Annotated in this window: 22 protein-coding genes; 12 read left to right on the top strand and 10 right to left on the bottom strand. The window is 64.8% G+C overall.

Annotation, left to right across the window (positions count from 1 at the left end):
- Positions 1 to 251: 251 nt before the first annotated feature.
- The 3 genes from U5A57_RS28900 to U5A57_RS28890 form a co-directional block, all read right to left on the bottom strand.
- Positions 252 to 575 carry an antibiotic biosynthesis monooxygenase gene (locus tag U5A57_RS28900; RefSeq protein ID WP_321915061.1) on the bottom strand — a complete coding sequence of 108 codons (324 nt, stop codon included), beginning with the start codon at positions 573 to 575 and terminating at the stop codon, positions 252 to 254.
- A 145-nt stretch (positions 576 to 720) separates the two neighbouring features.
- Positions 721 to 2,256 carry a methyl-accepting chemotaxis protein gene (locus tag U5A57_RS28895; RefSeq protein WP_321915060.1) on the bottom strand — a complete coding sequence of 512 codons (1,536 nt, stop codon included), beginning with the start codon at positions 2,254 to 2,256 and terminating at the stop codon, positions 721 to 723.
- A gap of 236 nt (positions 2,257 to 2,492) precedes the next feature.
- Positions 2,493 to 2,912, bottom strand: a complete 420-nt coding sequence (locus U5A57_RS28890; RefSeq protein WP_415774673.1) for a DUF6632 domain-containing protein — start codon at positions 2,910 to 2,912, stop codon at positions 2,493 to 2,495.
- A 315-nt stretch (positions 2,913 to 3,227) separates the two neighbouring features.
- Here U5A57_RS28890 and U5A57_RS28885 point away from each other — a divergent pair, with 315 nt between their 5' ends.
- Complete coding sequence (locus U5A57_RS28885) at positions 3,228 to 5,339, top strand: TonB-dependent receptor (RefSeq protein ID WP_415774675.1); 2,112 nt, start codon at positions 3,228 to 3,230, stop codon at positions 5,337 to 5,339.
- A 23-nt stretch (positions 5,340 to 5,362) separates the two neighbouring features.
- Here the strand turns inward: U5A57_RS28885 and U5A57_RS28880 are convergent, their stop codons facing one another.
- From U5A57_RS28880 to U5A57_RS28865, 4 genes are read right to left on the bottom strand one after another with little or no spacing between them, the layout of a single operon-like run.
- Positions 5,363 to 6,532: an ABC transporter ATP-binding protein gene (locus U5A57_RS28880; RefSeq protein ID WP_321915057.1), complete on the bottom strand. Its 1,170-nt coding sequence runs from the start codon at positions 6,530 to 6,532 to the stop codon at positions 5,363 to 5,365.
- Positions 6,529 to 7,182, bottom strand: a complete 654-nt coding sequence (locus tag U5A57_RS28875; RefSeq protein WP_321915056.1) for an ABC transporter permease — start codon at positions 7,180 to 7,182, stop codon at positions 6,529 to 6,531. Before U5A57_RS28875 ends, U5A57_RS28880 begins: the two co-directional genes overlap by 4 nt.
- Before the next feature lie 10 nt (positions 7,183 to 7,192).
- Complete coding sequence (locus tag U5A57_RS28870) at positions 7,193 to 8,116, bottom strand: glycine betaine ABC transporter substrate-binding protein (protein ID WP_415774672.1); 924 nt, start codon at positions 8,114 to 8,116, stop codon at positions 7,193 to 7,195.
- Positions 8,113 to 8,829: an ABC transporter permease gene (locus U5A57_RS28865; protein WP_321915055.1), complete on the bottom strand. Its 717-nt coding sequence runs from the start codon at positions 8,827 to 8,829 to the stop codon at positions 8,113 to 8,115. The genes U5A57_RS28870 and U5A57_RS28865 overlap by 4 nt, the downstream gene beginning before the upstream one ends.
- Between U5A57_RS28865 and U5A57_RS28860 the strand changes: the two genes are divergently transcribed.
- The 7 genes from U5A57_RS28860 (at position 8,828) to U5A57_RS28830 (ending at position 16,722) form a co-directional block, all read left to right on the top strand.
- On the top strand, positions 8,828 to 8,980 hold the full coding sequence (locus U5A57_RS28860) for a hypothetical protein (protein WP_321915053.1): 153 nt from the start codon (positions 8,828 to 8,830) through the stop codon (positions 8,978 to 8,980). The two genes, U5A57_RS28865 and U5A57_RS28860, sit on opposite strands and share 2 nt — an antisense overlap.
- A gap of 764 nt (positions 8,981 to 9,744) precedes the next feature.
- Positions 9,745 to 10,740, top strand: a complete 996-nt coding sequence (locus tag U5A57_RS28855) for a M23 family metallopeptidase (RefSeq protein ID WP_321915051.1) — start codon at positions 9,745 to 9,747, stop codon at positions 10,738 to 10,740.
- A gap of 168 nt (positions 10,741 to 10,908) precedes the next feature.
- Entirely contained in the window at positions 10,909 to 12,318 is a 1,410-nt protein-coding gene (gene eat, locus U5A57_RS28850; RefSeq protein ID WP_321915050.1) for an ethanolamine permease, read from the top strand.
- Between the two features lie 27 nt (positions 12,319 to 12,345).
- Positions 12,346 to 13,743 carry an ethanolamine ammonia-lyase subunit EutB gene (locus U5A57_RS28845; RefSeq protein ID WP_321915049.1) on the top strand — a complete coding sequence of 466 codons (1,398 nt, stop codon included), beginning with the start codon at positions 12,346 to 12,348 and terminating at the stop codon, positions 13,741 to 13,743.
- On the top strand, positions 13,740 to 14,543 hold the full coding sequence (gene eutC / locus U5A57_RS28840; protein WP_321915048.1) for an ethanolamine ammonia-lyase subunit EutC: 804 nt from the start codon (positions 13,740 to 13,742) through the stop codon (positions 14,541 to 14,543). The genes U5A57_RS28845 and eutC overlap by 4 nt, the downstream gene beginning before the upstream one ends.
- A 229-nt stretch (positions 14,544 to 14,772) precedes the next feature.
- The gene (locus U5A57_RS28835; protein ID WP_321915047.1) at positions 14,773 to 15,804 is read left to right on the top strand and encodes a helix-turn-helix domain-containing protein; all 1,032 of its coding nucleotides are present in this window, start codon (positions 14,773 to 14,775) and stop codon (positions 15,802 to 15,804) included.
- 132 nt (positions 15,805 to 15,936) lie between these two features.
- Complete coding sequence (locus U5A57_RS28830) at positions 15,937 to 16,722, top strand: alpha/beta fold hydrolase (RefSeq protein ID WP_321915046.1); 786 nt, start codon at positions 15,937 to 15,939, stop codon at positions 16,720 to 16,722.
- A gap of 138 nt (positions 16,723 to 16,860) precedes the next feature.
- Here U5A57_RS28830 and U5A57_RS28825 read toward each other — a convergent pair whose 3' ends face one another.
- A complete protein-coding gene (locus U5A57_RS28825) occupies positions 16,861 to 17,397 on the bottom strand; it encodes a GNAT family N-acetyltransferase (protein WP_321915045.1) in 537 nt (178 codons plus the stop codon).
- A gap of 16 nt (positions 17,398 to 17,413) precedes the next feature.
- On the bottom strand, positions 17,414 to 17,986 hold the full coding sequence (locus tag U5A57_RS28820; RefSeq protein ID WP_321915044.1) for an XRE family transcriptional regulator: 573 nt from the start codon (positions 17,984 to 17,986) through the stop codon (positions 17,414 to 17,416).
- A gap of 253 nt (positions 17,987 to 18,239) precedes the next feature.
- Between U5A57_RS28820 and U5A57_RS28815 the strand changes: the two genes are divergently transcribed.
- Genes U5A57_RS28815 through U5A57_RS28805 form a run of 3 tightly spaced genes read left to right on the top strand, consistent with a single transcriptional unit; the run spans position 18,240 to position 22,817 of the window.
- The gene (locus tag U5A57_RS28815; RefSeq protein ID WP_321915043.1) at positions 18,240 to 20,783 is read left to right on the top strand and encodes an EAL domain-containing protein; all 2,544 of its coding nucleotides are present in this window, start codon (positions 18,240 to 18,242) and stop codon (positions 20,781 to 20,783) included.
- A gap of 48 nt (positions 20,784 to 20,831) precedes the next feature.
- Positions 20,832 to 21,140 carry a hypothetical protein gene (locus U5A57_RS28810; RefSeq protein WP_321915042.1) on the top strand — a complete coding sequence of 103 codons (309 nt, stop codon included), beginning with the start codon at positions 20,832 to 20,834 and terminating at the stop codon, positions 21,138 to 21,140.
- 15 nt (positions 21,141 to 21,155) lie between these two features.
- Complete coding sequence (locus U5A57_RS28805; RefSeq protein ID WP_321915041.1) at positions 21,156 to 22,817, top strand: methyl-accepting chemotaxis protein; 1,662 nt, start codon at positions 21,156 to 21,158, stop codon at positions 22,815 to 22,817.
- Between the two features lie 4 nt (positions 22,818 to 22,821).
- Here the strand turns inward: U5A57_RS28805 and U5A57_RS28800 are convergent, their stop codons facing one another.
- On the bottom strand, positions 22,822 to 23,565 hold the full coding sequence (locus U5A57_RS28800) for a FadR/GntR family transcriptional regulator (protein ID WP_321915040.1): 744 nt from the start codon (positions 23,563 to 23,565) through the stop codon (positions 22,822 to 22,824).
- 396 nt (positions 23,566 to 23,961) lie between these two features.
- Between U5A57_RS28800 and U5A57_RS28795 the strand changes: the two genes are divergently transcribed.
- Positions 23,962 to 25,089, top strand: a complete 1,128-nt coding sequence (locus U5A57_RS28795) for a sugar ABC transporter substrate-binding protein (RefSeq protein ID WP_321915039.1) — start codon at positions 23,962 to 23,964, stop codon at positions 25,087 to 25,089.
- Positions 25,090 to 25,112 lie beyond the last annotated feature (23 nt).

Genomic DNA, 25,112 nt, shown 5'->3' with positions numbered 1-25,112 from the left:
GCGCAAGGGCAGGGGCTTCTATCAAGCAAGGTTCGGGCCTAAGCGCGCGCTGCGCAACGCGCTGCAGGGGAAGGCAAGGAGGGGGGCGTGGTACGCGCGGGGCGCAGCGGCATTTTTTTCAGCCGTCGATCGCCGCGTGAATCGTGCCGCGCGTTGCCGCGCGAGGAGGCGGCGCGCGCTGCGAGCGTGTAGCTTTGGCACAGCGCGTGCACGGATTTACCGATACGGTTGCGTGACTTTGTGTGCGCTGCTTACTTCACGGTCTGCACCACTTCGAAGCCTTCGAATTCGGGGTGGCTCAGGTAGACCGGACGGTTTGCGCCGCCCGCGTTGCCCGCGTTTCTGTGCGCCGCGCGAAAAGCTTCGGAGCGCGTCCAGTCTTCGAAGTGCTGGTGGCTCGCCCAGATCGTGTGACTCGCATAGAGCACGTGGTCTTCGCGTTGCGGGCCTTTGAGCAGATGAAATTCGATGAAGCCGGGCACTTGTTTCAAGTGCGTGTCGCGCGTGGCCCAGACTTCCTCGAATGCGGCCTCGGAGCCCGGTGCGACCTTGAAGCGGTTCATGGCGATATACATGCGGCGTTCCTCTTCGCGTACGAAAACTCGATCAAGCGCGGCGGCGGGACAAAGCCTGTGTTCATTCTTGCCCGCCGCCGCTTCGATTTCCGATTATAAGAGGCCGCGAAGGCGCTCGCGCCGCATACGTACGTCAGCTTGCGCCTCAGGCGACGCGAAACACCTGCACAGTGCCGGCGAGCTTGGTGGACTGCGTGTCGAGCGCCTGGGCCGCAGCCGTCACCTGCTCGACGAGCGCCGCGTTTTGCTGTGTGACTTCGTCCATCTGCGTGACGGCGGTATCGACCTGCTCGATGCCGCTTTGCTGCTGCTCCGAGGCCGAGGCGATCTCGTTCATGATGGCGGTGACGCGCTGCACCGACGTGTGCAACTCGGCCATCGTCGCGCCCGCCGTGGTAACGAGTTCCGTGCCGTGCGAAACGGTTGCCACCGAATTCGCAATGAGGTCCTTGATCTCCTTGGCCGCCGCGGCCGAGCGCTGCGCAAGCGAACGCACCTCGCTCGCGACCACGGCGAAGCCGCGCCCTTGCTCGCCCGCACGGGCCGCCTCGACAGCCGCATTGAGCGCGAGGATATTGGTCTGAAACGCAATGCCTTCGATGATGGCCGTGATCTCCGAAATCTTGTGCGAGCTGCCTTCGATCTCGCTCATCGTGCTCACCACGTCCTGCACGACGTCGCTGCCGCGCGACGCCACGTTCGCCGCCGTTTGCGCGAGCGTGCTGCCCTGGCGCGCATTGTCGGTGTTCTGCTTCACCGCCGAGGTCAGTTCGTTCATGCTCGCGGCCGTTTCCTGGAGCGACGCGGCCTGTTCTTCGGTGCGCGCCGAAAGATCGATCATGCCCGCCGCGATCTGGCGCGTGGCCACCGAAACCGACTCGCTGCCCGTGCGCACCGCGCCCGTTACGGAGCCCAGCTCCTTGCGGGTCTTTTCGATGTTTTCGAGCAGCAGGCCCATTTCGTCGTGGCGCTGCGCGCGCACGGTCTGGCTCAGATTGCCCGAGGAGATTTCATTGAGGCTCGTGAGCGCGTAATTGAGCGGCTCCATGATCGCGCGGCGCAGCATCACCCAGCCAAGGCCCGCGCCGAGCAGGCCGAGCGCGACCATCGCGGCGCTCACGCCCGAGAACAGATGGAAATTTGCTTCGGCCTCCTCATAACGCAATTTCGCGTTGTTGTAGAGGTGCTGCTTGACCTCGTTGTTTGCGGCGCTCATGGCGCTGTAAAGGTCGGAGAGCTGCGTCATCGCGATGTTGTCGGCGCTGGCCTTGTCGCCCGATTCGAGTGCCTTCGTGAAGTCCGTTACCGCGTTGCGCATGGCTGTGCGCCGCTCGGTGGTCGCGGCGATCAGCGGCAACTCGTCGCTCTCGTGCGGCATTTGCGTGAACTTCGTCCACCACTCGTCGGAGTTCTGGAAGAAGCCGGCGGCGCGCTGCAACTGGTCGGGCACCGAGGGCGCGTCGGGGTGCAGCGCCACGCGGTCGAGCACGAGGCGCGTGCGCGCGATGAAGATCTCCGCGTTGTCGATCGCCGTGGATTCGGCGAGCTTGTTGCGATAGGTGTCGCGGTTGGCGCTATTGGCCTTTTCCGTGCTGATGAAGCCAAGAACGCCGGAAACCGTGAGCAGAAGGGCGAGAAGCGCGAACGTAAGGGCGATGCGCGCTCGAATGGTGAGTGTCATGCGTCTGTACCGTTTTGACCAAGGGCAACGCAAGCGGGGCGGCCCATCGGTGCAGGCTGCCGCCAACGGGCGTCACCTTACATATCGACAGCTGGCGGCCTGGATTTAGGGTGAACCCGAATATTTTTAAGTTACTACAGAATTCATGGGGTTTGTAATAATTACCGAACAGGTCGTTTGGAGGGCATTTGTTCGCGGCCATGTGCCGCGAACAGGCTGCCAGGTTGAGCGCCGCGTCAATTCGTCCGCAAGCTCGATTGGGGCGGGGCGCCCGCGCCCGCTTGCGCGCGGCGCGGCGTGAGCGCGGCCAGCACGGCGGCGACGATGAAGAGCGCGGGCACGTCGCCGATCAAATGGCCGAGATGGCCGGGCGACATGAACGACTGGAGCGTCATGATCGCGCCGTGCACGACGCTCGACCACACCGTGAACCAGATCAGGCTCAAATGCTCGAGCGGACGCCGCGCCGCGCGCATGAGAAACACGCCCAGCGTGGCGTAGATGCCGACGATCATCAGCGAGTAGTCCGAGTGGCCCGAGTGCCAGGCCCAGCCGGACGGCCAGAGCACCATCAGCGGGTAGAAGCCAAAGGTGGCGATCGCGCCGACTGCGTAAAGGGCGGCGGAGAGGCTTTTGAGCCGCATCGAGTGATCCATGGCGCCCCCCGTTGGGTCCGTCCGACAGTATGGGGAATATGCGCGCGTGCGGTGACGCGTGCAAGTCCGTTGCGATTAGCGCTGCAGTTCACGCGACTTGGGGGGCAATGGGCGACGTTTGCTGATATTTCGCTCTTGCATTGCGGCGCTGGCTTGAAAGCTCTCCGTCAAAATTTCCTTCACAATGAGTAATGTTATAACGTAACATTCGCGTCGAGCTGCAGCCACAACCCTGTGCGACGTACGTCCGCCTCGGCCCCGGACATTCGCCGCCCATCACTCCAACGACGCAAACAAGAAAACATCGTGGCGACCATCCCATTTACGTCCTTATCCGCGCTGCTGGCGGGGCTGCGCTTCGCGCGCGTCCTGCCGCTCGCTCCCTTGCCGCTCGCGCTTTGCGGTGTGCTCGCGCATGCCCAATCGCCTGAAACGAGCGCCGCCGACACGCAGACGGGCGGCGCGACACTCGCGCCGGTGTTCGTCACCGCGAACCCGCTCGGCAACACCGACCTCACCACGCCATCCACCGCGCTTTACGGCGATGCGCTCGTCCTGCGCCGCGCCAACTCGCTCGGGGAAACGCTCGACGGTCTGCCGGGCGTTTCGACGACGACCTACGGCCCGCTGGTCGGGCGGCCGATCATTCGCGGTATGGACGGCGACCGCATTCGCCTGCTGCAAAACGGCGTGGCCGCATTCGACGCCTCGTCGCTCTCATACGATCACGCCGTGCCGCAAGACCCGCTTTCGATCGAGCGTGTCGAGATCGTGCGCGGCCCGGCTGCGCTGCTGTACGGCGGCAACGCGATTGGCGGGGTGGTGAACACGATCGACAACCGTATTCCGCGCGAGCCGGTTTCGGGCGTGACGGGCGCAGTGGATGCGAGCTACGGCGGGGCGAACGACGCGCGCGCAGGCGCAGCCCAGGTGGAAGGCGGCAACGGCGGTTTCGCCTTCCACGTGGACGCGTTCGACCGCGACACGAGCAACCAGCGCATACCCGGCTACGCGCACTCGGCGCAGCAACGCGCGCTGGACGGCCCCGATGCGGCCGAGCCCTACGGCAGCATCCCGAACAGCGACGGCCGCTGGCACGGCGGCGCGGTCGGCTCGTCGTACACCTGGGCCGACGGCTACGCGGGCATCTCGTACAACGGGTTCGACGCGAACTACGGCTCGGTGGCCGAAGACGACGTGCGCCTGCGCATGCATCAGGACCACGTCGCGCTCGCCTCCGAAGTGCGCAACCTGCAGGGGCCGATCAGCCAGCTCAAGTTCGACTTCGGTTATACGGACTACGAACATCGCGAGATCGACAACGGCGAAACGAGCACGACGTTCCGCAATCACGGCTACGAAGCGCGGCTCGAGGCACGCCACGCGAAGCTCGGGCCGCTGGAGGGCGCGTTTGGCGTGCAGGTGAGCCAGAACACGTTCTCGGCATTGGGCGATGAGGCGCTCGTGCCGACCACGCAAACCACCAATGTCGCGCTGTTCGGTCTGGAGGAGTGGAATGTGACGCCGGCGCTCAAGCTGAGTTTGGGCGGGCGCATCGAACATGTGAAGCTCGATCCGGTGGCGGGCGAAGACGGCACGAAGTTCGCGGGCGCGCAATCGCGCGACTTCAACGCGGGCAGCCTCTCGGCGGGCGCGCTCTACAAGCTCACGCCGGTATGGTCGGTGGTGGGCAACGTCGCGTACACCGAGCGCGCGCCGACTTTCTATGAGCTTTATGCCAACGGCCCGCACGACGCGACCGGCCAGTATTTGATCGGCAACCCCGACGCGCAGAAGGAAAAGGCCATTTCCACGGATCTCTCGCTGCGCTATGCGCGCGGTGCGAACAAGGCGAGCGCGGGCGTGTTCTACAGCCGTTTTCGCAATTACCTCACGGAGTACAACACGGGCCGCCTCGTGAACGACGACGACACGCCCGTGCCCGCCGGCACGGCGGATGCGCTCAACGAGGCCGTTTATCGCGGCGTGCCCGCGGAGTTCTATGGCGTGGAACTGGAAGGGCGCTGGCGGGTGCTCGAGCGCGGCGCACATCGTCTCGACGTTGGCTTGACCGCCGACTATACGCACGCGCGCAACGCGGACACGGGCGCGCCGCTGCCGCGCATTGCGCCGTTGCGCGCGACGCTAAACGCCGACTACGGCTACGGCCCGTTCGGCGCGCACGCCGAACTCGTGCACGCATGGGCGCAAAACCGCGTGCCCGAAGACGATTTGCCGACGGCAGGCTACACCACGCTGGCGCTGGCGCTCACGTACAAGTTCCATGTGGGCGCAACGAACTGGCTTGCGTACGTGCGCGGCGACAATCTCACGAATCAGGACGTGCGCTATGCGAGTTCCGTGGTGCGCGACATCGCGCCCGAGGGCGGGCGCAGTGTCATGGTCGGATTGCGCACCACGTTCTAGCGCGTTTTGGCATGACCCGCCGCTCACGCGATGGCAGCCACCGGCCGCACCGCCGCGCCCGGCGGCTGTCCGGTCTGCTGCCGCGAGCGGCCCGAGCTCAGATAGTCGGCGATCGAATCCTGCGTGATCTCGCCGACATAGGCGCCTTCGGCGTCGAGCACCGGCATCCACGAGGCGCGGAACTGGTACATCTTCGAGAGCACGATGCGCAGGTTGTCGTCGACGGAAACCGTGGCCGGGAAGGGCGTGATGCGTTCGCCGCACACGCCTTCGGCGCCGCGCGCGGCACGCCGCGCCACGAAGCCGAGCGCATGCCGCGCGTCGTCGAGCACGGTGAGGTAGCGGCAATCGGCTTCGTCCATCGCGGCGAACGCGTGGGCGAGCGGCGTGTTCATGCGTGCGGTTTCCGGTTGCGTGGCCGCGTCGCCGGCCTTCACGAGCAGCAGGCGCTTGAGCGTGCTGTCCTGGCCCACGAACTGTGCGACGAAGTCGTCGTGCGGGCGCGCGAGCAGGGTGTCGGGATGGTCGTATTGCACGAGCTTGCCGCGCCGGAATACGGCAATGCGGTCGCCCAGCTTGATCGCCTCGTCGATATCGTGGCTCACCATGATGACGGTCTTCTTCAGTTGCCGCTGCATCTGAAAGAACTCGTTCTGGATGGTTTCGCGATTGATCGGATCGACCGCGCCGAACGGCTCGTCCATGAGCAGGACGGGCGGGTCGGCGGCCAGCGCGCGTATCACGCCGATACGTTGTTGTTGCCCGCCCGAAAGCTCGCGCGGATAGCGCTTCAAATACAGCTTCGGGTCGAGCGCGACCATCGACATCAGTTCCGCCGCGCGCCCGGCGCAGCGTTTCTTGTCCCAGCCGAGCAGGCGCGGCACGACCGTGATGTTCTCTTCGATCGTCATGTTCGGAAAGAGGCCGATCTGCTGGATCACGTACCCAATGCGGCGGCGCAGATCCACTTCGTTCAGGCCCGTGGTGTCCTCGCCGTTGATGAGCACGCGGCCCGAGGTCGGCTCGATCAGCCGGTTGATCATCTTGAGCGTGGTGGTCTTGCCGCAGCCCGAGGGGCCGAGGAACACACAGATCTCGCCTTCGGCCACCGAGAGGCTCACCGAATCGACGGCGCGCACGGCCTGGCCGTCTTTCTGCGTGAAGGTCTTCGTGAGTTGGTCGAGTTCGATCATGTCTTCTGTACTCCTTTCGGTGTCAATGCGCGCTGCAGCATCTGCAACAACAGGTCGGCGACGATCGCGAGCACGCTCACGAGCACCGCGCCCACGAGCAGCTTCATCATGCTGCTCTGGCCAATGGCGCGGATGATCAGCGTGCCGAGCCCGCCCGCGCCGATCACGGCGGCAATGGTCATCACGCCGATGTTCATGACGACTGCGGTGCGCACGCCCGCGAGAATCACGGGCACGGCCAGCGGCAAGTCGACGAGACGCAGGCGCTGCCACGACGTCATGCCAATGCCGGTGCCGGCCTCCTTGATGCCAGCGTCGACGTTGCGCAGCGCGAGGTACGTATTGCGCATGATGGGCAGCAGCGAATAGAGGAAGACGGCCGTGATGGCGGGCACCGCGCCAATACCCTGCCCGAAGCGCGAGAACACGGGAATCATGAGGCCGAATAGCGCGATGGAGGGCAGCGTGAGGATGATGGTCGCGAGCCCCAGCAGCGGCGCGGCGAGCCAGTCGTGGCGGCTGATCAGCACACCGAGCGGTACGCCCGCAACAATCGCGCAGCCCACGGCAATGCCTACGAGGTACAGGTGCTGCAGCGTGAGTTGCAGCAGTTCGGGCCAGTTCGAAGCGAGATAGTCGAATACGTTCATGCGGGCTCCTTCAAGGCAGCGAATGCGTGCGCAGGAAATCCGCCGCCACTTCCTGGGCGGATTTGCCGTCCAGATCCACGGCCTTGTTCATGTCCTGCATCACGTCGTTGTTGAGAGCGGCGGAAAGCGCATTGAGCTGCGCGGCCAGCTTCGGGTTGTGCTCCAGCACGTCCTTGCGCACCACGGGCGTGGCGTTGTAGGGCGGGAAGAAATGCTTGTCGTCTTCGAGCGGTACGATGCCGAAGCCTTTCACGCGCCCGTCCGTGGTGTAGACGAGGCCGATCTTCAACTGATTGTTATGCAGCGCCGTGTAAACGAGGCCAGGGTCCATCTGCTTCATCTGCGAGCGGCGGAAGCTCATGTCGTAGGTGGCGAGCAGGGGCTTGAGGCCATCCGGGCGATTCGCGAACTCGGCGTCCATGCCGAACACGTAGCGCCTGGCTTCTGGGTCGGTCTTCAGCCGTTGCGCAAGCTGCGAGACGGTGGTGATGCCCGTTTCCCCGGCGAATTTGCTCGGCAGACCTAATGCATAGGTGTCGTTGAGCGGCGAGGCATTGAGCCAGACGAGGCCGCGCGGTGCGTCGAGCGCCTTCACGCGTTCGTACATTGCTTCGGGCGAGAGCTTTTCCGTTAGCTTGTCGTAGACGAGTGCCGCAGTGCCTGTGTAGTCCCATACGAGGTCGAACTGGCCATTTTCCAGTGCGCTGCGCATGAGCGTGCTGCCGAGGCCTGATCGCACTTCCACGGTGTAGCCGCGCGAACGCAGGTATTGCGCCGTGACTTCGGCGAGCACGTATTGCTCGGTGAAGTTTTTCGCGCCCAAAACGAGCTTCGGCTGCGCGAAAGCGGGCGTGCTGACGGCAACGAGCGTCGCGCCGAGCAAGCAGGCTTGAACGAAGCGGCGCAGGCGTTGGAAGGGTGACGTGAGCATCATACGAGCCCTCCGTGACGCGAGAGCCACTGATGACTGCTGGCGGCGACCACGCCGTCGAGCACGAGCGCGAGCGCGGCGGTGAACGCGGCGCCGAGCAGCAGCAAGGGCTGATCGTTCAAATAGATGCCGGGGAAAATGAGCGAGCCGAGGCTGTCCGCGCCAATCAGATAAGCAAGCGGCGCCGTGCCCACGTTAATGGCGAGCGCGGTGCGCACGCCGCCCACGATAATGGGCAGCGCATTGGGCAGCTCCACGCGCGTGAGCGATTGCCATCCCGTCATGCCGATGCCGCGCGCGGCTTCGCGCAGCGCGCCCGGCACGTTTTTCACGCCTTCGTAAGTATTGCGCGTGACGGGCAGGAGCGATGCGAGAAAGAGGGCGACGATCGCAGGAATGTCGCCGATGCCGAACACGCCGAGCGCAATGGCCAGTACCGCGAGCGACGGAATCGTGTTGCCCACATTGAAGATCTGCATGAAGCGTTCGGCCTGGCGCGCGAAGCGCGGTCGACTAAGCAGCACGCCTGCGGGCACGCCAACCATGATGGCGAGCGCCATCGAATAGCCGACGAGCAGCAGGTGCCGCCCGGTGTAGTAGGCGAGGTCGCCTGCGTGGCTGTGCCATGTATCGGCGCCAATGGCGCGCGAAAGTGCCCACGCAATGGCGGCAAGGGCGATCAGGCTGCCCGCGAGCAGGGCAGAGCGTCGAGTCATGAAGGTACGCCTCCTTGTTCTTGTGCCGCGCGGCGCAACGCTGCGCAGCGGGGACGCCCACGAAGATGCCGGGGGCGCCGCGAAGGAAGTTCGTGATCCCGGCATGGCCGCGATTGGAACCGACGAAAACAACGGACAAAAAAGCGGATAAAAAAGCGGACGAAAGCCAGCCCGCCCGCGCACGATGGCTACGTGGCGGCAGTCGCATGAACGCGCGATTCGCGTTCTTCTGGTTGTCATGTTCAGCTCAACGGCGTCGAGAAAATCGATGCGCGCTGAAGCAGGAAACCGCCTGATGGCGGCATGGATGCGAGGGCTTTAAGCCGCTACGCGAGGGCCGGAGGCCCGTTTGAATGGCGCTTGCGGCACAGTGGTCCTTTAGCGTGGACCATGTGCCTCAATGCACACGAGAACGACTTCGTTGTGATCGAAACGAGATCAGTATAGAGCATTCGATTGGGTGCGTCTACCTTGGGGAGCGATCGCGATTGAACGGATAACAGGCTTGATTGCATTCGGCGTGTCATTTCGGGAAATTAATAAGGTATCCAGATAAACTGTTTTCGGTAGCATTTCCCGTTTTATAAAAGTGACAGAAAACTCGCGTACAGGTACGCATTTTCTGCGCCGTGGCATCTAGCAAGTGGCGTTCCCGGGAGCCATTGCTCAGCAAATCGGAAGAATGTTCTGCTCTTTGACCTGTCTTAAGTTTCGTTTAAGAAAGGGCATTTATTTTGAAGCGCTTCGCATCATCGATGCTCGCTAATCGAACGAAGCGGCCATCGATCTCACTTCCGATTTCACCTTGAGTAGCGCGGCGTTCGCTTGCGTTTCTCTGCTCTGCAATCCGTCATTCGATTCATGGCTTTTCGTGCAATAGCGGCCTCCCCGGGCTTCGCGGGGAAACTCATCGTTGTGTCTGCAATCGGTTTGACGAGCGCCGCGTGGCTTGCACATCGGCACGCCGATGTTGCGACCGACGATCCGCTATCCGGTGCGGCGGCGGTGACGCCTGTCGCGCCGGCGCATGATGCGGCGTCCGCGAGCGAAAGCGCGCCGGCGTTTCGTGTGGAAACCGCCGTGGTCGAGCACAGCTTCTCGGAGGCGGCGCAGCGCCTCGGCCTGGATGCGGCGACGACGGCCCGGCTGGCGCGCGCATTTTCGGGCCGGCTCGATTTCCGGCGCGATCTGCAACGCGGCAGCGAAATCCGCTTCGTGTTTCGCAACGATGCGAACAGCACAAACGACGAAAACGGCGCAAAAGATTCAAGCGGCGTGAGCGCTTCGAATGCCGGCGCGACACAAGACGCACAGTCTTCCCCCGACACGCCGGTTGCGATCCGCATCTCGAACGGCAACGTCTCGCACGATCTTTTTCTCTACCGGAACCTCGCGGGCAAGGCGTTTTACTATTCCGCCGATGGCCACGCGGCCATGCCGTCGTTCTTGCGCTACCCCGTGACGTTCACGCGCGTGTCCTCACATTTCTCGCTGCGACGGCTCGATCCGGTCACGCACCGCATCCAGCCGCACGAAGGCGTCGATCTCGCGGCGCCCGTGGGCACACCGGTTCACGCGACCGCGCGCGGCACCGTGATGTTCGCCGGCTGGCAAACGGGCTACGGCAAGGTCGTGAAGCTCGACAACTTCGGCCCTTACTCCACGACCTTCGCGCATCTCTCGCGCTTTGCGAAGCATTTGAAGGCCGGGCAGACGGTGACCAAGGGGCAGGTGATCGGCTATGTGGGCGCGACGGGCTGGGCGACCGGTCCGCATCTGCACTACGAGGTGCACGTGGATCAGGTCGCGCAGGATCCGCTCACCGTCGACCTGCCGCATCGTGACCCCTTGCAGGGCGAGGACAAGCAGCGCTTCGCGCAGCAGGTCGCGCTGATGGACCCGTTGCTGTAGGCGCAACGCGCGAAAGGTTGCCGCAAGGAAGCGCGCAGCCGCATGTGCTGCGCCGCAGCCACGATTTGCCGATTTTCGATAACACGTCGATTAATGACCCAATAGCATGGTTTCACGCATCCGTGGCGGCCAGGGCTGGCCGCCCGGGCCATCCACAGGGAGAGAACCATGCAACGCGAGTCGAACGCACGCCCCGCAGCGGGCGGCAAGGCCGGCGCGCCGGCACTGAATCAAACGCTCGGCACGTGGCAGTTGTGGGGCATCGCAGTCGGCCTCGTGATTTCGGGCGAGTACTTTGGCTGGAGCTACGGCTGGGCCAGCGCCGGCACGCTCGGCTTCGTCGTCACGGCACTGTTCGTCGCGGCGATGTACACCACGTTCATCTTCAGCTTCACTGAACTCACCACCTCCATTCCGCACGCGGGCGGGCCTTTCGCCTATGCCCGCCGCGCGTTCGGCCCGACCGGCGGGTACCTCGCAGGCGCGGCCACGCTCGTGGAGTTCGTGTTCGCGCCGCCCGCCATCGCGCTCGCGATCGGCGCCTACCTGCACGTGCAGTTCCCCGGGCTCGAACCCAAGCACGCGGCCATGGGCGCGTACCTCGTCTTCATGGCGCTCAATATCGTGGGCGTGCAGATCGCCGCGACCTTCGAGTTGATCGTCACGCTGCTCGCCATTTTCGAGCTGCTCGTGTTCATGGGCGTGGTGTCGCCGGGTTTCGCGTGGAGCAACTTCATGAAGGGCGGCTGGTCCGGTAGCGACCACTTCTCGCTTGGGTCGTTCAACGGCATGTTCGCCGCGATTCCGTTCGCCATCTGGTTCTTCCTCGCAATCGAAGGCGTGGCCATGGCTGCGGAGGAAGCGAAGAACCCGCGCCGCTCGATTCCCATCGCCTACGTGGCCGGCATTCTCACGCTCGTCGCGCTGGCCGTGGGCGTGATGGTGTTCGCGGGCGGGGCGGGCGACTGGACCAAGCTTGCCAACATCAACGACCCGCTGCCGCAAGCCATGAAGTTCATCGTGGGCGAGCATAGCGGCTGGATGCACATGCTCGTCTGGCTCGGCCTCTTCGGGCTCGTCGCCTCGTTTCACGGCATCATCCTCGGCTATTCGCGGCAGATCTTCGCGCTCGCCCGCGAAGGTTATCTGCCCGCGTGGCTCGCGAAGATCCACCCGCGCTTCAAGACGCCGTATCGCGCGATTCTCGCGGGCGGCGTGGTGGGCATCGCCGCAATCTACAGCGACGAGCTGATCCAGTTCGGCGGCCAGACGCTCACGGCCAACATCGTCACGATGTCGGTATTCGGCGCGATCGTGATGTACATTGTCAGCATGGCGGCGCTCTTCAAGCTGCGCCGCATGCAGCCGGCCATGGACCGGCCGTTCCGCGCGCCGCTTTACCCGTACTTTCCGGCGTTTGCGCTCGTAGCCGCAGTCGTTTGCCTCGGCACGATGGTGTATTTCAATGCGCTGGTCGCGGGAGTGTTCGTGGTGTTTCTCGCGCTCGGCTATGGCTATTTCCTCGCCACGCGCAGCCAGCGCGACGCCATGCCGGGTGAAGCGCTGCTCGAGGAGTGAGCCGCGAGATTTGCAGGAGTCCATCACATGCAATATACGGAGACGATCGGCGCGCGCACCTACCGCTTCGCGGACCTCAAGACGCTGCTCGCGAAGGCTAGCCCGCTGCGCTCCGGCGACCAGCTGGCCGGCGTGGCGGCGGCGAGCGAAGAGGAGCGCGTGGCCGCGAAAATGGCGCTGGCCGCGGTGCCGCTGAAGGCGTTTCTTTCGGAGGCGCTGGTCCCCTACGAGAACGACGAGGTCACGCGCCTCATCGTCGACGATCACGACGCAGCGGCGTTCGCCGCTGTGTCGCACCTGAGCGTTGGCGACTTTCGTGACTGGCTGCTTTCCGGAGCAGCAAATACCGAAACGCTCGAGCGCCTGGCGCCGGGCCTCACGCCCGAGATGGTTGCCGCCGTGTCGAAACTCATGCGCAATCAGGACCTGATCGCGGTGGCCAAAAAACGCCCCGTGGTCACGCGCTTTCGCAACACGGTGGGATTGCCGGGCCGCATGTCGGTGCGCTTGCAGCCGAATCATCCCACCGACGACGTGAAGGGCATTGCCGCCTCGATGCTCGACGGCCTGATGTACGGCTGCGGCGACGCGATGATCGGCATCAATCCCGCAACGGACAGCCTCGCGGCCATCGTGAAGCTGCTCGCGATGATCGACGGTTTTCGCGAGCGTTACCGCGTGCCTACGCAGTCCTGCGTGCTCACGCACGTCACGAACACGATTGCGGCAATCGAAAAGGGCGCGCCGGTCGACCTCGTGTTTCAGTCGATAGCGGGTACCGAAAAAGCAAACGCGAGCTTCGGCATTTCGCTCGCGCTGCTGAAAGAGGCGCGCGAGGCTGCGCTGTCGCTCAAGCGCGGCACGGTCGGCAACAACCTCATGTACTTCGAGACGGGCCAGGGCAGCGCGCTTTCGGCGAATGCGCATTACGGCGTAGACCAGCAAACGTGCGAGGTGCGCGCCTATGCGGTTGCGCGCAAGTTCGAGCCGTTTCTGGTCAATACGGTGGTGGGCTTCATCGGCCCCGAGTATTTGTACGACGGAAAGCAGATCATTCGCGCGGGACTGGAAGATCACTTCTGCGGCAAGCTGCTGGGCGTGCCAATGGGCTGCGACATCTGCTACACGAATCACGCCGAAGCCGATCAGGACGACATGGACGCGCTGCTCACGCTGCTGGGCGCGGCGGGCATCAACTTCATCATGGGCATTCCAGGCGCCGACGACGTGATGCTCAACTATCAGAGCACCTCGTTTCACGACGCGCTCTATGTGCGCGACCTGCTCGGCCTGCGCCGCGCACCGGAATTCGAGGAGTGGCTGGAGACGATGGAAATCGTCGACTCCAAAGGCGCGCTCCTGCCCGGCTCGGCGCGCGTGCCGTTGCTCGCGGGCGCGCATGAATGGATGGGGATCGACGCATGAGCGACGCCGTCGAAAAGAACCCCTGGGGCGGACTGAAGGCATTCACGAACGCGCGCATTGCGCTCGGGCGTGCGGGCAACGGCCTGCCCACTGCGCCGCTGCTCGCGTTCAATCTCTCGCACGCGCAGGCGCGCGACGCCGTGCATCAGCCGCTGGACGCCGAAGCCCTGCGGCGCACGCTCGAAGCCGAGGGATTCGCAACGCTCGGCGTGGAGAGCGCGGCGCCCGACCGGCAGCATTATTTGCGCCGGCCGGATCTGGGGCGGCGCTTGTCGGAGGCGAGCCGGGCCGAGTTGGCCGCGTTGGCTGGTTCCACCGCGGTCGCCTCGAACGGCGAACCGCCCGAAGTCGTGTTCGTGATCGGCGACGGCCTTTCGGCGTTCGCTGCGGCGAAGCAGGCCGTTCCGTTGCTGCTCGCCGTGCGTGCGCGCCTTGCAGGCTGGCGCATCGGTCCCGTGGTCGTTGCGCGCCAGGCGCGCGTTGCGCTTGGCGACGAAATTGGCGAACTGCTGGGCGCGAAGCTCGTTGCAATGCTCATAGGCGAGCGGCCAGGACTCAGCTCGCCCGACAGCCTTGGCGTTTACCTCACCTATGCGCCGAAAGTGGGCTGCCACGACGCCCAGCGCAACTGCATTTCGAACGTGCGGCCCGAAGGCCTGCCCTACGAGGCCGCCGCTCACAAGCTGCATTACCTCCTCACGCACGCGCGGCGGCTCGGGCTGACCGGCGTCGGACTCAAGGACGATAGCGACGCGACGTTGCCGGGCAATGCGGGGGCATGTCAGCTTGGTTCGGCGTGAGCCCGCGTGCGGCATGCCATATGGCCCGCCGCAGCCTTGCGCGACCCTTCACGCACCGCGGCGGTGCGCGTCGCCGCGTGTGCCGTAATTGAGCACTCCGGTAACAGGCCATTGCGCCGCCGTGGAGCAGCTTGCCGCGCGATTTGGCCTTTCGGCATATTGCTCGGGCTGGCGCGACTCTTGCATCATTCGACGATCGACAGATGCAAGTGCGAGCTGGGAGGCAACCATGAACGAATTGGCTGAGCGGACCGAAGCCACGGCGGAGGAAACGCGGCGCAACGCGCTGGGCGCGGAGGTGCCCGCAGGCCGTGCGGTGGTCAGCGTCGCGCACGACGCCGACGAGCAGGCGCGCAATCTCGTGGGGTGGCGTCAGACCTACGACCAGCTCGCCGCGGGCCGCTTCGTCGGCACTCTCACCGAGTTGCCGCTCGACACCATGAAGGTGTTTCGCGAAACCACGAGCCACACGCTGCGGCAGGCGTGCGAAGTGCGCGGCGATGCCTGGTGGTTCGGCATTCCGGTCGCGCGCGAAGGTCATGCGCGTATCGATGCGCAGCCTATCGGCGCGAACGCGTTTGCGCTGCGCCCTGGCAACGTCGAATTCGAACTGCTCACGCCGGCGCAATTTTCGATCTACGGCGTGGTCGTGCGCGGCGACGTGCTGCGCCACTATGCGGCTTCGGTCGAGCGCGCGTCGCTTGACGAGCGTCTGCCGGGCACGCCCATCGTGCACGCTGGCGCCGCACGTATCGAGCGCCTTTGCTCGCTGCTCGCAAGGCGTCTCGACGACGGCGGACACGCGCATGCCCACGCGCCAAACGGCCCGCTTTCGGAGTTCGAGCGCAATGAAGTCCAGGCCGAAGTGCTCGCCGCGCTGTTCGATGCCTGCGCGACTAGCGGCGAGGCGGTTGTCGAGCCCGCCTCGCGGCGCCGCTGGATCGTCGCGCAGGCACGTGACTATGTGCTCGCGCATCGCGCGCGGCCTGTTGGCGTGCCGGAGCTTTGCGAGCAGTTGCACGTGAGCCGTCGTACGCTCCAGTACTGTTTTCAGGACGTGCTCGGCATGGCGCCCGCCACTTATCTGCGTGCGGTGCGCCTGAACGGCGCCCGGCGCGATCTGTGCGGACGCGCGGCCGGCTCGGTGCAGGACGTTGCAGCGGCCTGGGGCTTCTGGCATCTGAGCCAGTTTGCCACCGACTACCGGCGCATGTTCGGCATGCGGCCATCGGAGGCGTTGCGCGCGGTGGAGCATGCGTGAGCGATGCGAGCCGCTTTGTGGTCTCGTCGCACTGTCCCAAAGCGTATTTCAGGTCATGAGAGGTGTCGTGAATTTCCATAGGTATTCCACGTTGGGGTATCGTGAGTTCGATATCGCTTCGTGGAGAGGTGTGTGAATACGTTCACCGTAGACGACAGAGGCAACATTCTTCGTTACATCGATATGCATTGCGGTACGAGCACATTCGATCCGCTCGTCTTTATTCACGGCTTGGGATGTGCTTCGAGTAGCGACTATCCGCCGGTCGTGACGTCCAGGTCTTATTCGAAATGCAGATCGATACTCGTCGATCTCATGGGCGCGGGGTTTAGCGACAAACCAGAGGACGGAACCTATACCTCCACGGCACAGGCAGCCGTTCTGGAAAAATTCGTTGCGGCCGAGCCGTTCACGCAGGTGAATCTCTTCGCTCACAGTGCCGGCGCGTTCATTGCCTTGAAACTGGCGAAATGCCTGCCAGGCAAGCTCAGAACGCTGATCTTGTGTGCGCCCGGTCTCACCGATTACGGTATTGCGAGGCTGTCGGAAATGGCATCGACGACCGAAGCGGAGTTCGTCAATGGCGGGTTTGCGCAGCTTCGGGCGCAATTGAAAGCCGAGGGCGGCAATGACGCCTGGCTGGGCCCGTTTGCCGTTGCGTCGCCTCATGCCCTATACCAATGGGCAAAGTCCGCATTGGAAGACAACTCGGGAAGCTGGCTCGAAGACCTCGCCAGGCTGAATACGAGAAAAGGGGTAATTCTTCCGGATACGGCAACGCGCGAGGATATTGCCCGATTCGAGCGAGCAGGCTGTAGCGTCGAACTCGTAGCCAACGCCGAGCATATGATGGCCTATGACAATCCCGATGGTTTGGCGTTGGCAATCGGCAATGTTCTAAAACCGGGCACGTATTGAGCCACGCCGGTACGTGGCCGATTACGGTAAATGAGTGCGTGCTGCCCGTGCCCGCGTTCGTACTGGTTTTATTCGTACCGTCGCCCCATGGTTGGGTGAACGCACGATGAACCGGCTTCGCGTTAGCAGCCTGCCACGTTAGCTGCTTGCCAGTTGCTTGTGGTAGAACGTCGTGCCGCAGAAGGTGCCGTCCGGCATCAGCGCGTAGTTCGGCACGGCGCCTACGCGCTGCCATCCTGCGCGCGCATAGAGCCGCTCGGCTACGCCGCCTGTGACGGTGTCGAGCACCAGCACCGATTTGCCCGCTTCCCGCGCCGCCGCGTCGATCGCCTGCATGAGGCGCAGCCCTACGCCGTTCCCGCGCGCGGCGCGATGCACCAGCACCTTGGCGACATCGGCGCGATGCGGCTGGTTCGCGGGTTGTGCCGTCACGAGCTGGGCCGTGCCCACGATGCGCTGCTGCGCGTCTTCGGCCGCGAGCAGAATGCGTTCGCCGCGCGCCACGCCTTGTGCGACCTCGCGCCAGAACGCAAGCGCCGTATCGCGCGAAATGGGCCACATGAAGCTCACCGAGGCGCCACCCTCCACGCAGTCGATGAGCACATCCGCAAGCGCGGGTGAGGCGGCGTGCGCCTGTTCGGCGGTGAGGCGGCGTATCTCGATGGTTTCGCTCATGTGTATTCGAATCTGGTCAGTTAGTAATCCTGCATAGCGCTACGACGTAGCGCGCCGGTTCGCTCGTGGGATTGCGATAGACGATAGGGCAGTCGAGGCGCATGGCGAGGCAGTCGCCCGTTTCGAGCCGCCACAGGCGCTCGCCAACCGTCATCTCCATCGCGCCTTCCATGACCCAAACCTGCTGATAAATTTCCGCGTCGCGCAGGCTCGTGTCGTAGGCCACGCGCTGGCCTGGCGGAAAGTGCACTTCCACGAGCTGGATGGGCGACCACGCGGCCGGCGACAGATTGCGCCGCACGTAGCCCGATTCGGGATCGGTCCAAACCGCTTGATCGCGGGCCGCGGCATGCGGGGAGGGGACCTGTCGTGCTTCGTCGCCCGGCGCCTCGAAGAGCGACGCCAGCGAGACGCCAAGTGCCGTGGCGAGCTTGTCGAGCACGACGGCCGTGGGGCTGCTCTCGCCGCGTTCGATGAGCGAAATGTTTGAGCGGCTGACCGAACTGCGCTCGGCCAGCGCTTCGAGCGACCAGCCTTTGGCGTCGCGTAGTTCGCGCAGGCGGCGGGCGATGTTGGTGTGGATATCCATAGTGTCCAGTTTAATGGATTTAACTGTCCAGTAAACTAGATTATGTGGCTCCACATATAAAAGTTTATGCGCATCAAGTTTGTCGCGAGCGCGCGACACATGATGCCGCCCTGATATTCCTGGAAGTGAATGCGCAAACGTTTGCGTGATCTCGGATGGTTAGAACCTTGATTTTCGTCAACTGAAACCCGCTTGCCCGCTGTTAGCTTCCCGCTATCTCACAAAGACATCGCAGTGCGGTTCGGGGCGCTACATGCAACACCACACGCTGGACCTGGAAATCGGGCAGCTTCTTTCAGGGCCGCCGCTTGCCTGCGGGCCCGACGTGCCGATTCGCGAAGCGGCGCGCATGATGAGCGAGCGGCGCTATAGCGCCATCGTGATTACCGAAATGGGGCGGCCTGTCGGCATCTGGACCGAGCACGACGCGCTCGCGCTGGGCGAAGACGCCGCCGCGCTGGCGCTGCCCATCCGTCACGCGATGAGCCATCCGGTGCGCGCGCTGCCTGCGAACACGCGCCTGCGCGACGCCGCGCTGCGCTTCAAGCGCGAGGGCATCCGCCATTGTCTCGTCGTGGATCAAGCTGGCCGCTCGCTCGGCATCGTCACGCAAACCGACCTGGTCATGAATCAGGGGCTCGAATGCTTCCTGCGGCTGAAGACCGTCGGGTCGGTCAACGCCGCGATGCCGCTCGTGGTCGACGCGCGCATGGCTATGCACGAGGCCATGCAGCGCATGCGTGCGCGGCGCTTGAGCGCTCTGGTCGTGAGCTATCCCGAAGGCGACTACGGCATCGTGACCGAGCGCGACGTGGTGCGCTTCGCGGCCGCCGGTGCGCTCGACGGCACGGCCGGCGCGCGCGCGAGCCGGCCGCTGCGCTCGCTCGCGCATTCGCAAAGCCTCTATGCCGCACGTCAGTATCTCGTCGAGCACCGCATGCGCCACGTGGGGGTGATCGGCGAAGACGGCAGTCTCGCTGGCCTGCTCGACCTCTCCCATATCCTGCACGACATCGAAGACGGTTTCGTGCGCGAACTGCAGATCGCGCTGCGCGAGCGCGACGACGCGCTGCTCGCTTCGCGCGCGAATCTGCGCCTCGCCGACCAGGTGGTGGAATCGACGCTCGACGGCGTGATGATCACCGACCTCGACGGCACCATAGAACGCGTGAATCCCGCTTTTACGCGCCTCACGGGCTATACGGAGCACGAAGCGCTGGGCCGCAACGCGAGCCTGCTCAACTCGGGGCGCCAGGGTGCGGCGTTCTACAGCGAACTGTGGCGCAGCCTTCAGCAAAACGGCCACTGGAAAGGCGAAATCTGGAACCGCCGCAAGGACGGCGCGCTTTACCTGGAATACCTGACGATTTCCAGCATCTGCGACCCCGGGGGCCGCTGCACGCATTACGCCGCGATCTTCGCGGACATCACGCAGCGCCGCGAGACCGAGGAGCGCCTGAGCTACCTCGCGACGCACGACGCCTTGACGGGCCTGCCCAATCGCACGCTGTTCACCGAGCGCCTTACGCTCTCGCTTGCGCGCGCACGCCGTTCGGGCAAGCGCGTCGCGGTGATGTTTCTCGACCTCGACCGCTTCAAGCTCATCAACGACACGATGGGCCACGGCGTGGGCGACGAGGCGCTCACGGTGATCGCCACGCGTCTGCGCGAAGCGGTGCGCGAGACCGACACGGTGGCGCGTCTTGGCGGCGATGAGTTCACGCTGCTGATCGAGGACATCGAGGACATTCGCCACGTCGGGCAGATCGCCCAGGGGCTGCTCGCGCGCGTGGGCGCCGCGATGCACATTGGCGAGCAACTGCTGTTCGTCACGCCGAGCATCGGCATCAGCATGTATCCGGACGACGCGCGCGATCCGCGGCAACTGCTCATGCAGGCCGACCGCGCGATGTACGAGGCCAAGGACGCGGGCAAGAACAACTTCCGCTTCTTCGCCGCGCCGATGACGTCTTCGGCCATGGAGCGCATCGTGCTCGAAAGCGAGCTTCACCATGCGCTGGAGGCCGGCGAACTCGTGCTCCACTATCAGCCCGAATTCGATGTGGCGAGCGGGGCACTCGTCAATATCGAGGCGCTCGTGCGCTGGCAGCATCCGCGCCGCGGCCTCGTGCCGCCCGATCAGTTCATTCCGATTGCCGAGGAATCCTCATTGATTGTGCCGCTTGGCGCGTGGGTGTTGCGCGAAGCCTGCCGCCAGGCGCGCGAGTGGCTGGACGAAGGCTTCGACTTCGGGCGCATCAGCGTGAATCTCTCCGCGCGGCAATGCCTGCACGACGGTTTCCTGCATCAGCTGACGACCATACTCAGCGAAACCGGCTTGCCGCCCACGCGCCTGCAGCTCGAACTCGTGGAGAGCATGGCGATGACGTCGGGCCGGGGCGGTATCGAAGCGTTGCTGCAGGAACTCGCCGCCCGCGGCATCAGCCTCGCGATCGACGACTTCGGCACGGGGTATTCGTCTTTCAAGTATCTGCAGTCCTTACCGGTCGACACGCTCAAGGTGGACCGTTCGTTCCTCGCGGATATGGCCGAGCCGGAGCCGGACATGTCGCCGCGGGTGAAGAAAAGCGCCGCGCGCGACCGCTCGATCGTGCGCGCGATTGTCGCGATGGCGCGCTCGCTCGGCGTCACGGTGGTGGCCGAGGGCGTCGAGACGCCGCGGCAACTCGAGTTCCTGCGCGAGATCGGCTGTGACCGCGCGCAAGGTTATCTGCTTGCACGTCCCGCGCCCGCCGAATTGATGCCGCGCGTGCTGGAAGTGTGCGTGGCCGGTTGAAGGCTGCCGTTTCCAATTCCCCTTTGGCCGTTGTATCTGGAGAATTCCGTGAGCACCAGTGACGAGATGCTGTTGAAATCGATGACCGCGCTAGTGAGCGCGCATGGCAAGGCCATCTCGCGCTTCGGCGCGAGCGTGGTGGTGATGACGAAGTTCGTCGAGGCGGTGCTGCCGCAACTGTCGACTGTGCAGATCGAGCGCACGATCCTCGCGTTTCGCGCGCAGCTCGGCGAAGCGATGGCCGTGGCCGACGACGTGCTGCTGCCCGGCGAATACCGCGCCACGCTGATCGAGCAGGCGAACATGCTGCTGGCCCGCATGGGCAGCGACGCTGTCCCAACCACGTCGAAGCCCTGAACCGGGAAGAGAGCCATGCGTAATCTGACGATTCGAACCGGGCTGCTGGTCGTGCTCTGCACGTTCGCGGCGATGCTGGTGGTGGGCGCTGCGGTAGGTGTCCTGATGATCGGCCGCGCCGACAACTCGGCGCGTTTCATTCACGAAGTCGCGCGCCAGGACGCACTCGCGCTCGCCTTGCGCGAGGACGCGGCGCTTGCGCAAACGGCACTCGCGCGCGCGTACCAGGCGGCGAAGGAAACGAGCGACGCAGCAACGCGCGAGCAAGCGCAAAAGCGGGCGCAGCAGGACGCAAGCGATCTCTTCGATCAGGCCGCAAAGCATAGCGCCGCGCTGCGGACGAGCGCACCGTTCAATGCCGCGGCGGCCCAGCAGCGCGACACCTTGCTCTCTACGTGGAGCGCGCTCGCGGACACGCTGCGGCGCGCGGCCGCGGCGCTCGGTGCTGGCGACACGGCCACATATGCCACGCTCGCCGCCGGAGACGTCGCCAACGCAAATACGCAGTTTTCGGCGAGCGTGGGCGCGTTGCGCGCGAACGCGGACGCCGCCACGCGCGCAACGCTCGACCAGGGCGAGCGCGAGCACGACTGGGTGATGGCGATGGTGGCGGTGGGCTTGACAGGCGCGCTGGCGCTCGTCGTCGCAACCCATATGGCGCTGCGCCGCCTCGTGACGGCGCCGCTCAAAGGGGCGGTGGAAGTGCTGAACCAGATCGCCGCGAACGATCTCTCGGTCCACATAGCAAGTGGCGGGCGCAACGAAATCGGCCAGTTGCTCGGCGCCATGCGGCGCATGCAAGGCGGCCTGAGCCACACGGTGCACAGCGTGCGCTCGAGTTGCGACGCCATCAATACGGGCGCACGCGAAATCGCGGCGGGCAACCTCGATCTGTCGAGCCGCACGGAGCAGCAGTCGGCGTCGCTGGAGCAGACGGCATCGAGCATGGAGCAGCTCACGTCGAGCGTGCGTCAGAATGCGCAGCACGCGAACGCGGCGAGCGCGCTCGCCACGGGGGCGGCGGATGTCGCGCAGCGCGGCGGACGCGTGGTCGAACAGGTGATCGAAACGATGGAGGAGATCAGCCGCAGCTCGGGCAAGATTGCGGACATCACGGGCATCATCGACGGCATTGCGTTTCAGACCAATATCCTCGCGCTCAACGCTTCGGTCGAGGCCGCGCGCGCAGGTGAGCAAGGGCGCGGCTTTGCGGTGGTCGCGGGCGAGGTGCGCATGCTCGCACAGCGCAGCGCCGCTGCGGCGCGCGAGATCAAGTCGCTGATCGACGCCTCGGTGCATGACGTGCGCAATGGCCGCTCGCTCGTGGGCGAAGCAGGCGCGACGATGGCCGAGATCGTCGCGTCGGTGGACAAGGTGTCGGGCCTCATGAAGGAGATCGCCTCGGCCACGGTGGAGCAGAGCGCCGGCATCGAGCAGGTCGAGACGGCGGTCAGCCAGATGGATCAGGTCACGCAGCAGAACGCGGCGCTCGTGGAAGAGGCAGCGGCTGCCGCCGAATCGCTCGAGCAGCAGGCGAGCCAGATGGCCGAGGCCGTGGCGACCTTCCGTGTGAGCGAGACGGTGGACATGCCGCAAGAGGCGCCGTTCAACGCACCGTTGGCTGTTGCGCACGAGGAAAGCGCGCTGCTCGCGCACGCGCTGCCTGCGGCCGCATAAGGCGCTAACGCCACGCCTGGGTGAATTCGCCGATCACGCGTGCGAGATGCGCCTGCATCGCCGCACGCGCGGCATCGGCATCGCGCGCCATGATGGCCGAGAAGATGCGCTGGTGGTCTTTCTGTGACGCGGCGCGCAACGCGGGCGTATGGAAGTGCTCCTCGATCTTCTGCCACAGCGGGTCGGCGCGTGAGTTGTCCCACATCGCGCTCACCACCTGGCGCAGCATGTCGTTCCCCGTTGCGCCCGCAATCGCCAGATGGAACTCGCGGTCGGCGGCCTCGTTGGCGGCCTTGTCGTCCATGTTTTCGCGCATCGCGCGCAACGCGGCGAAGAGGCGGTCGAGGTCCGAGTCCTTGCGTTCGGTTGCGGCGAGCGCCGCGATGCCGCTTTCGATCACTTCGCGCGCGCGCAGCGTCTCGATCGGGCCCGGCCCGCGCGGCAGGTCGAACGCGATGGAGCGCGCCTCCGGCGCTTCGGCCACATAGATGCCCGAGCCCACGCGCACCTCGACCACGCCTTGCACTTCCAGCGCGATGATCGCCTCTCTCACCTGCGTACGGCTCACGCCAAAGCGCTCCGCGAGCGTGCGCTCGGAAGGCAGGCGCTCGCGCGGGCCTACCGGCGCGCGCCCGTGTTCGCCCGCCGCGATCAGCTCGTAGATCTGTTTCGCGAGGCCGACGTAGGAGCGGTCGGCCGCGTCCGCATCGGCGGCGCGACCGGTTGGCGTATGCGAAAGATCGGCCATCCAGATTCTCGAAAGCGTCGAAGCCGCCGGGCGGCGGCTGAAGTTCGGCAAAATGGTACACCAGTTGCCGCACCGCCACGCATAGGCGTGGTGCGGGTTTTCGCCCGATTCCCGCCAGTTGGCCCGCGCGCCGCATCCAGTGGTAAACCACTATCGCGCGCAGATTGGTATGCCAGTACTGTCAGACGGGGTGGCGTTCACGCATGCCCGTCGTTTTGCTTCGAGGGGACGCCTTTGAAGATGTCATTCCGCTGGTTCGGCGCGTCCGGTCCAGTCCCGCTGCAGCACATCCAGAAAGATTCCCCGCGTTACGCACACGGTGTCGGCCATTTTCGGCAAGCCAGGTGCGCCGGTTATCCATAAGCAGTCAGTTCTATCCGACAAAAAGGAGACAACATGCTTTCAGGAATCCACGTGCTTCGAGCGGCGGCGACCGCGGCAATGGCGCTGTGCGCAAGCGCTGCATTCGCGCAGGCATCGATCGTTTCCGGCCCGTCCAGCGACCCCACATGCATGGTCCCCTGGAAGACCGACACGAAGTTCATCAAGTATCCGAAGAAGAGCGGCCCGTACCGTGTCGCGCTCGTGAACGGCTATATCGCGAACACCTGGCGTATCCAGATGATCAAGACGGCCAAGGCCTATACGGCGCAACCGGACGTCGCCGCCAAGCTCAAGGAGTTCAAGGTCGTCTCGACCGGCGAGGACGTTCCGGCGCAGATCTCGGCTGTCAACAACTTCATCGACGCCGGCTACGACGCGATCATCGTCGACGCGCAGAATCCCGCTTCGTTCGGACCCGCGATCCGCCGCGCGAAGAAAGCCGGCGTCGTGCTGGTCGCGTTCGACAATACGCTCGACAGCGAAGACGCGATCAACGTGGACGTCGACCAGTACGGGCTGGGCGTGTTGTGGGCCAAGTGGCTCGCGGGCCATCTGCCGAGCGGCGGCAAGGTGCTCGAAGTGCGCGGCGTGGCGGGCACGTCGGTCGACACCGACCGCCACAATGGCTTCACGAAGACCCTGGACGAGAGCGGCAAGAAGTGGAACGTCGTGCAGGTCTACGGCAAGTGGGACGACGCCGTCGCGCAGAAGGCCACCGCCGACGCGATTGCCGTGCAAGGCCATTTCGACGGCATCTCGGCGCAAGGCGGCGACACCGGTGTCGTGCGCGCGATGATCGATGCGAAACATCCGTTCGTGCCGTTCGGCGGCGAGACGGAAAACGGCTTTCGCAAGTTCTGCGCGCAGTACGGCGCCCAGGGGCTGAAGTGCACGTCGGCGGGCAGCGGTCCCGCGCAGGTGGCCGTGGCGATCAAGACGGCGCTCGCGGCGCTCGATGGCCAGACGATTCCCGTGGCGATCAAGCTGCCGCTCGACGTCACTGACGACTCGAAGCTGAAGGCGGGCACCAACTATTTCCCGAACGAGTCGGACAACTTCTTCGTCGGCAATTCGTTTCCCACTTGCGGCATCAACTTCTCCGCGCAGGAGATCATGAAGCAAAGCCAGGGCAACCAGTGAACGCGTGAAGGCCGGCGACGTGA

The organism is Paraburkholderia sp. J11-2 (assembly GCF_905220185.1).
Taxonomy (GTDB): domain Bacteria; phylum Pseudomonadota; class Gammaproteobacteria; order Burkholderiales; family Burkholderiaceae; genus Paraburkholderia.
Note: the sequence above shows the minus strand (reverse complement) of the source record. Positions and strands in the feature narration are given on the sequence as shown.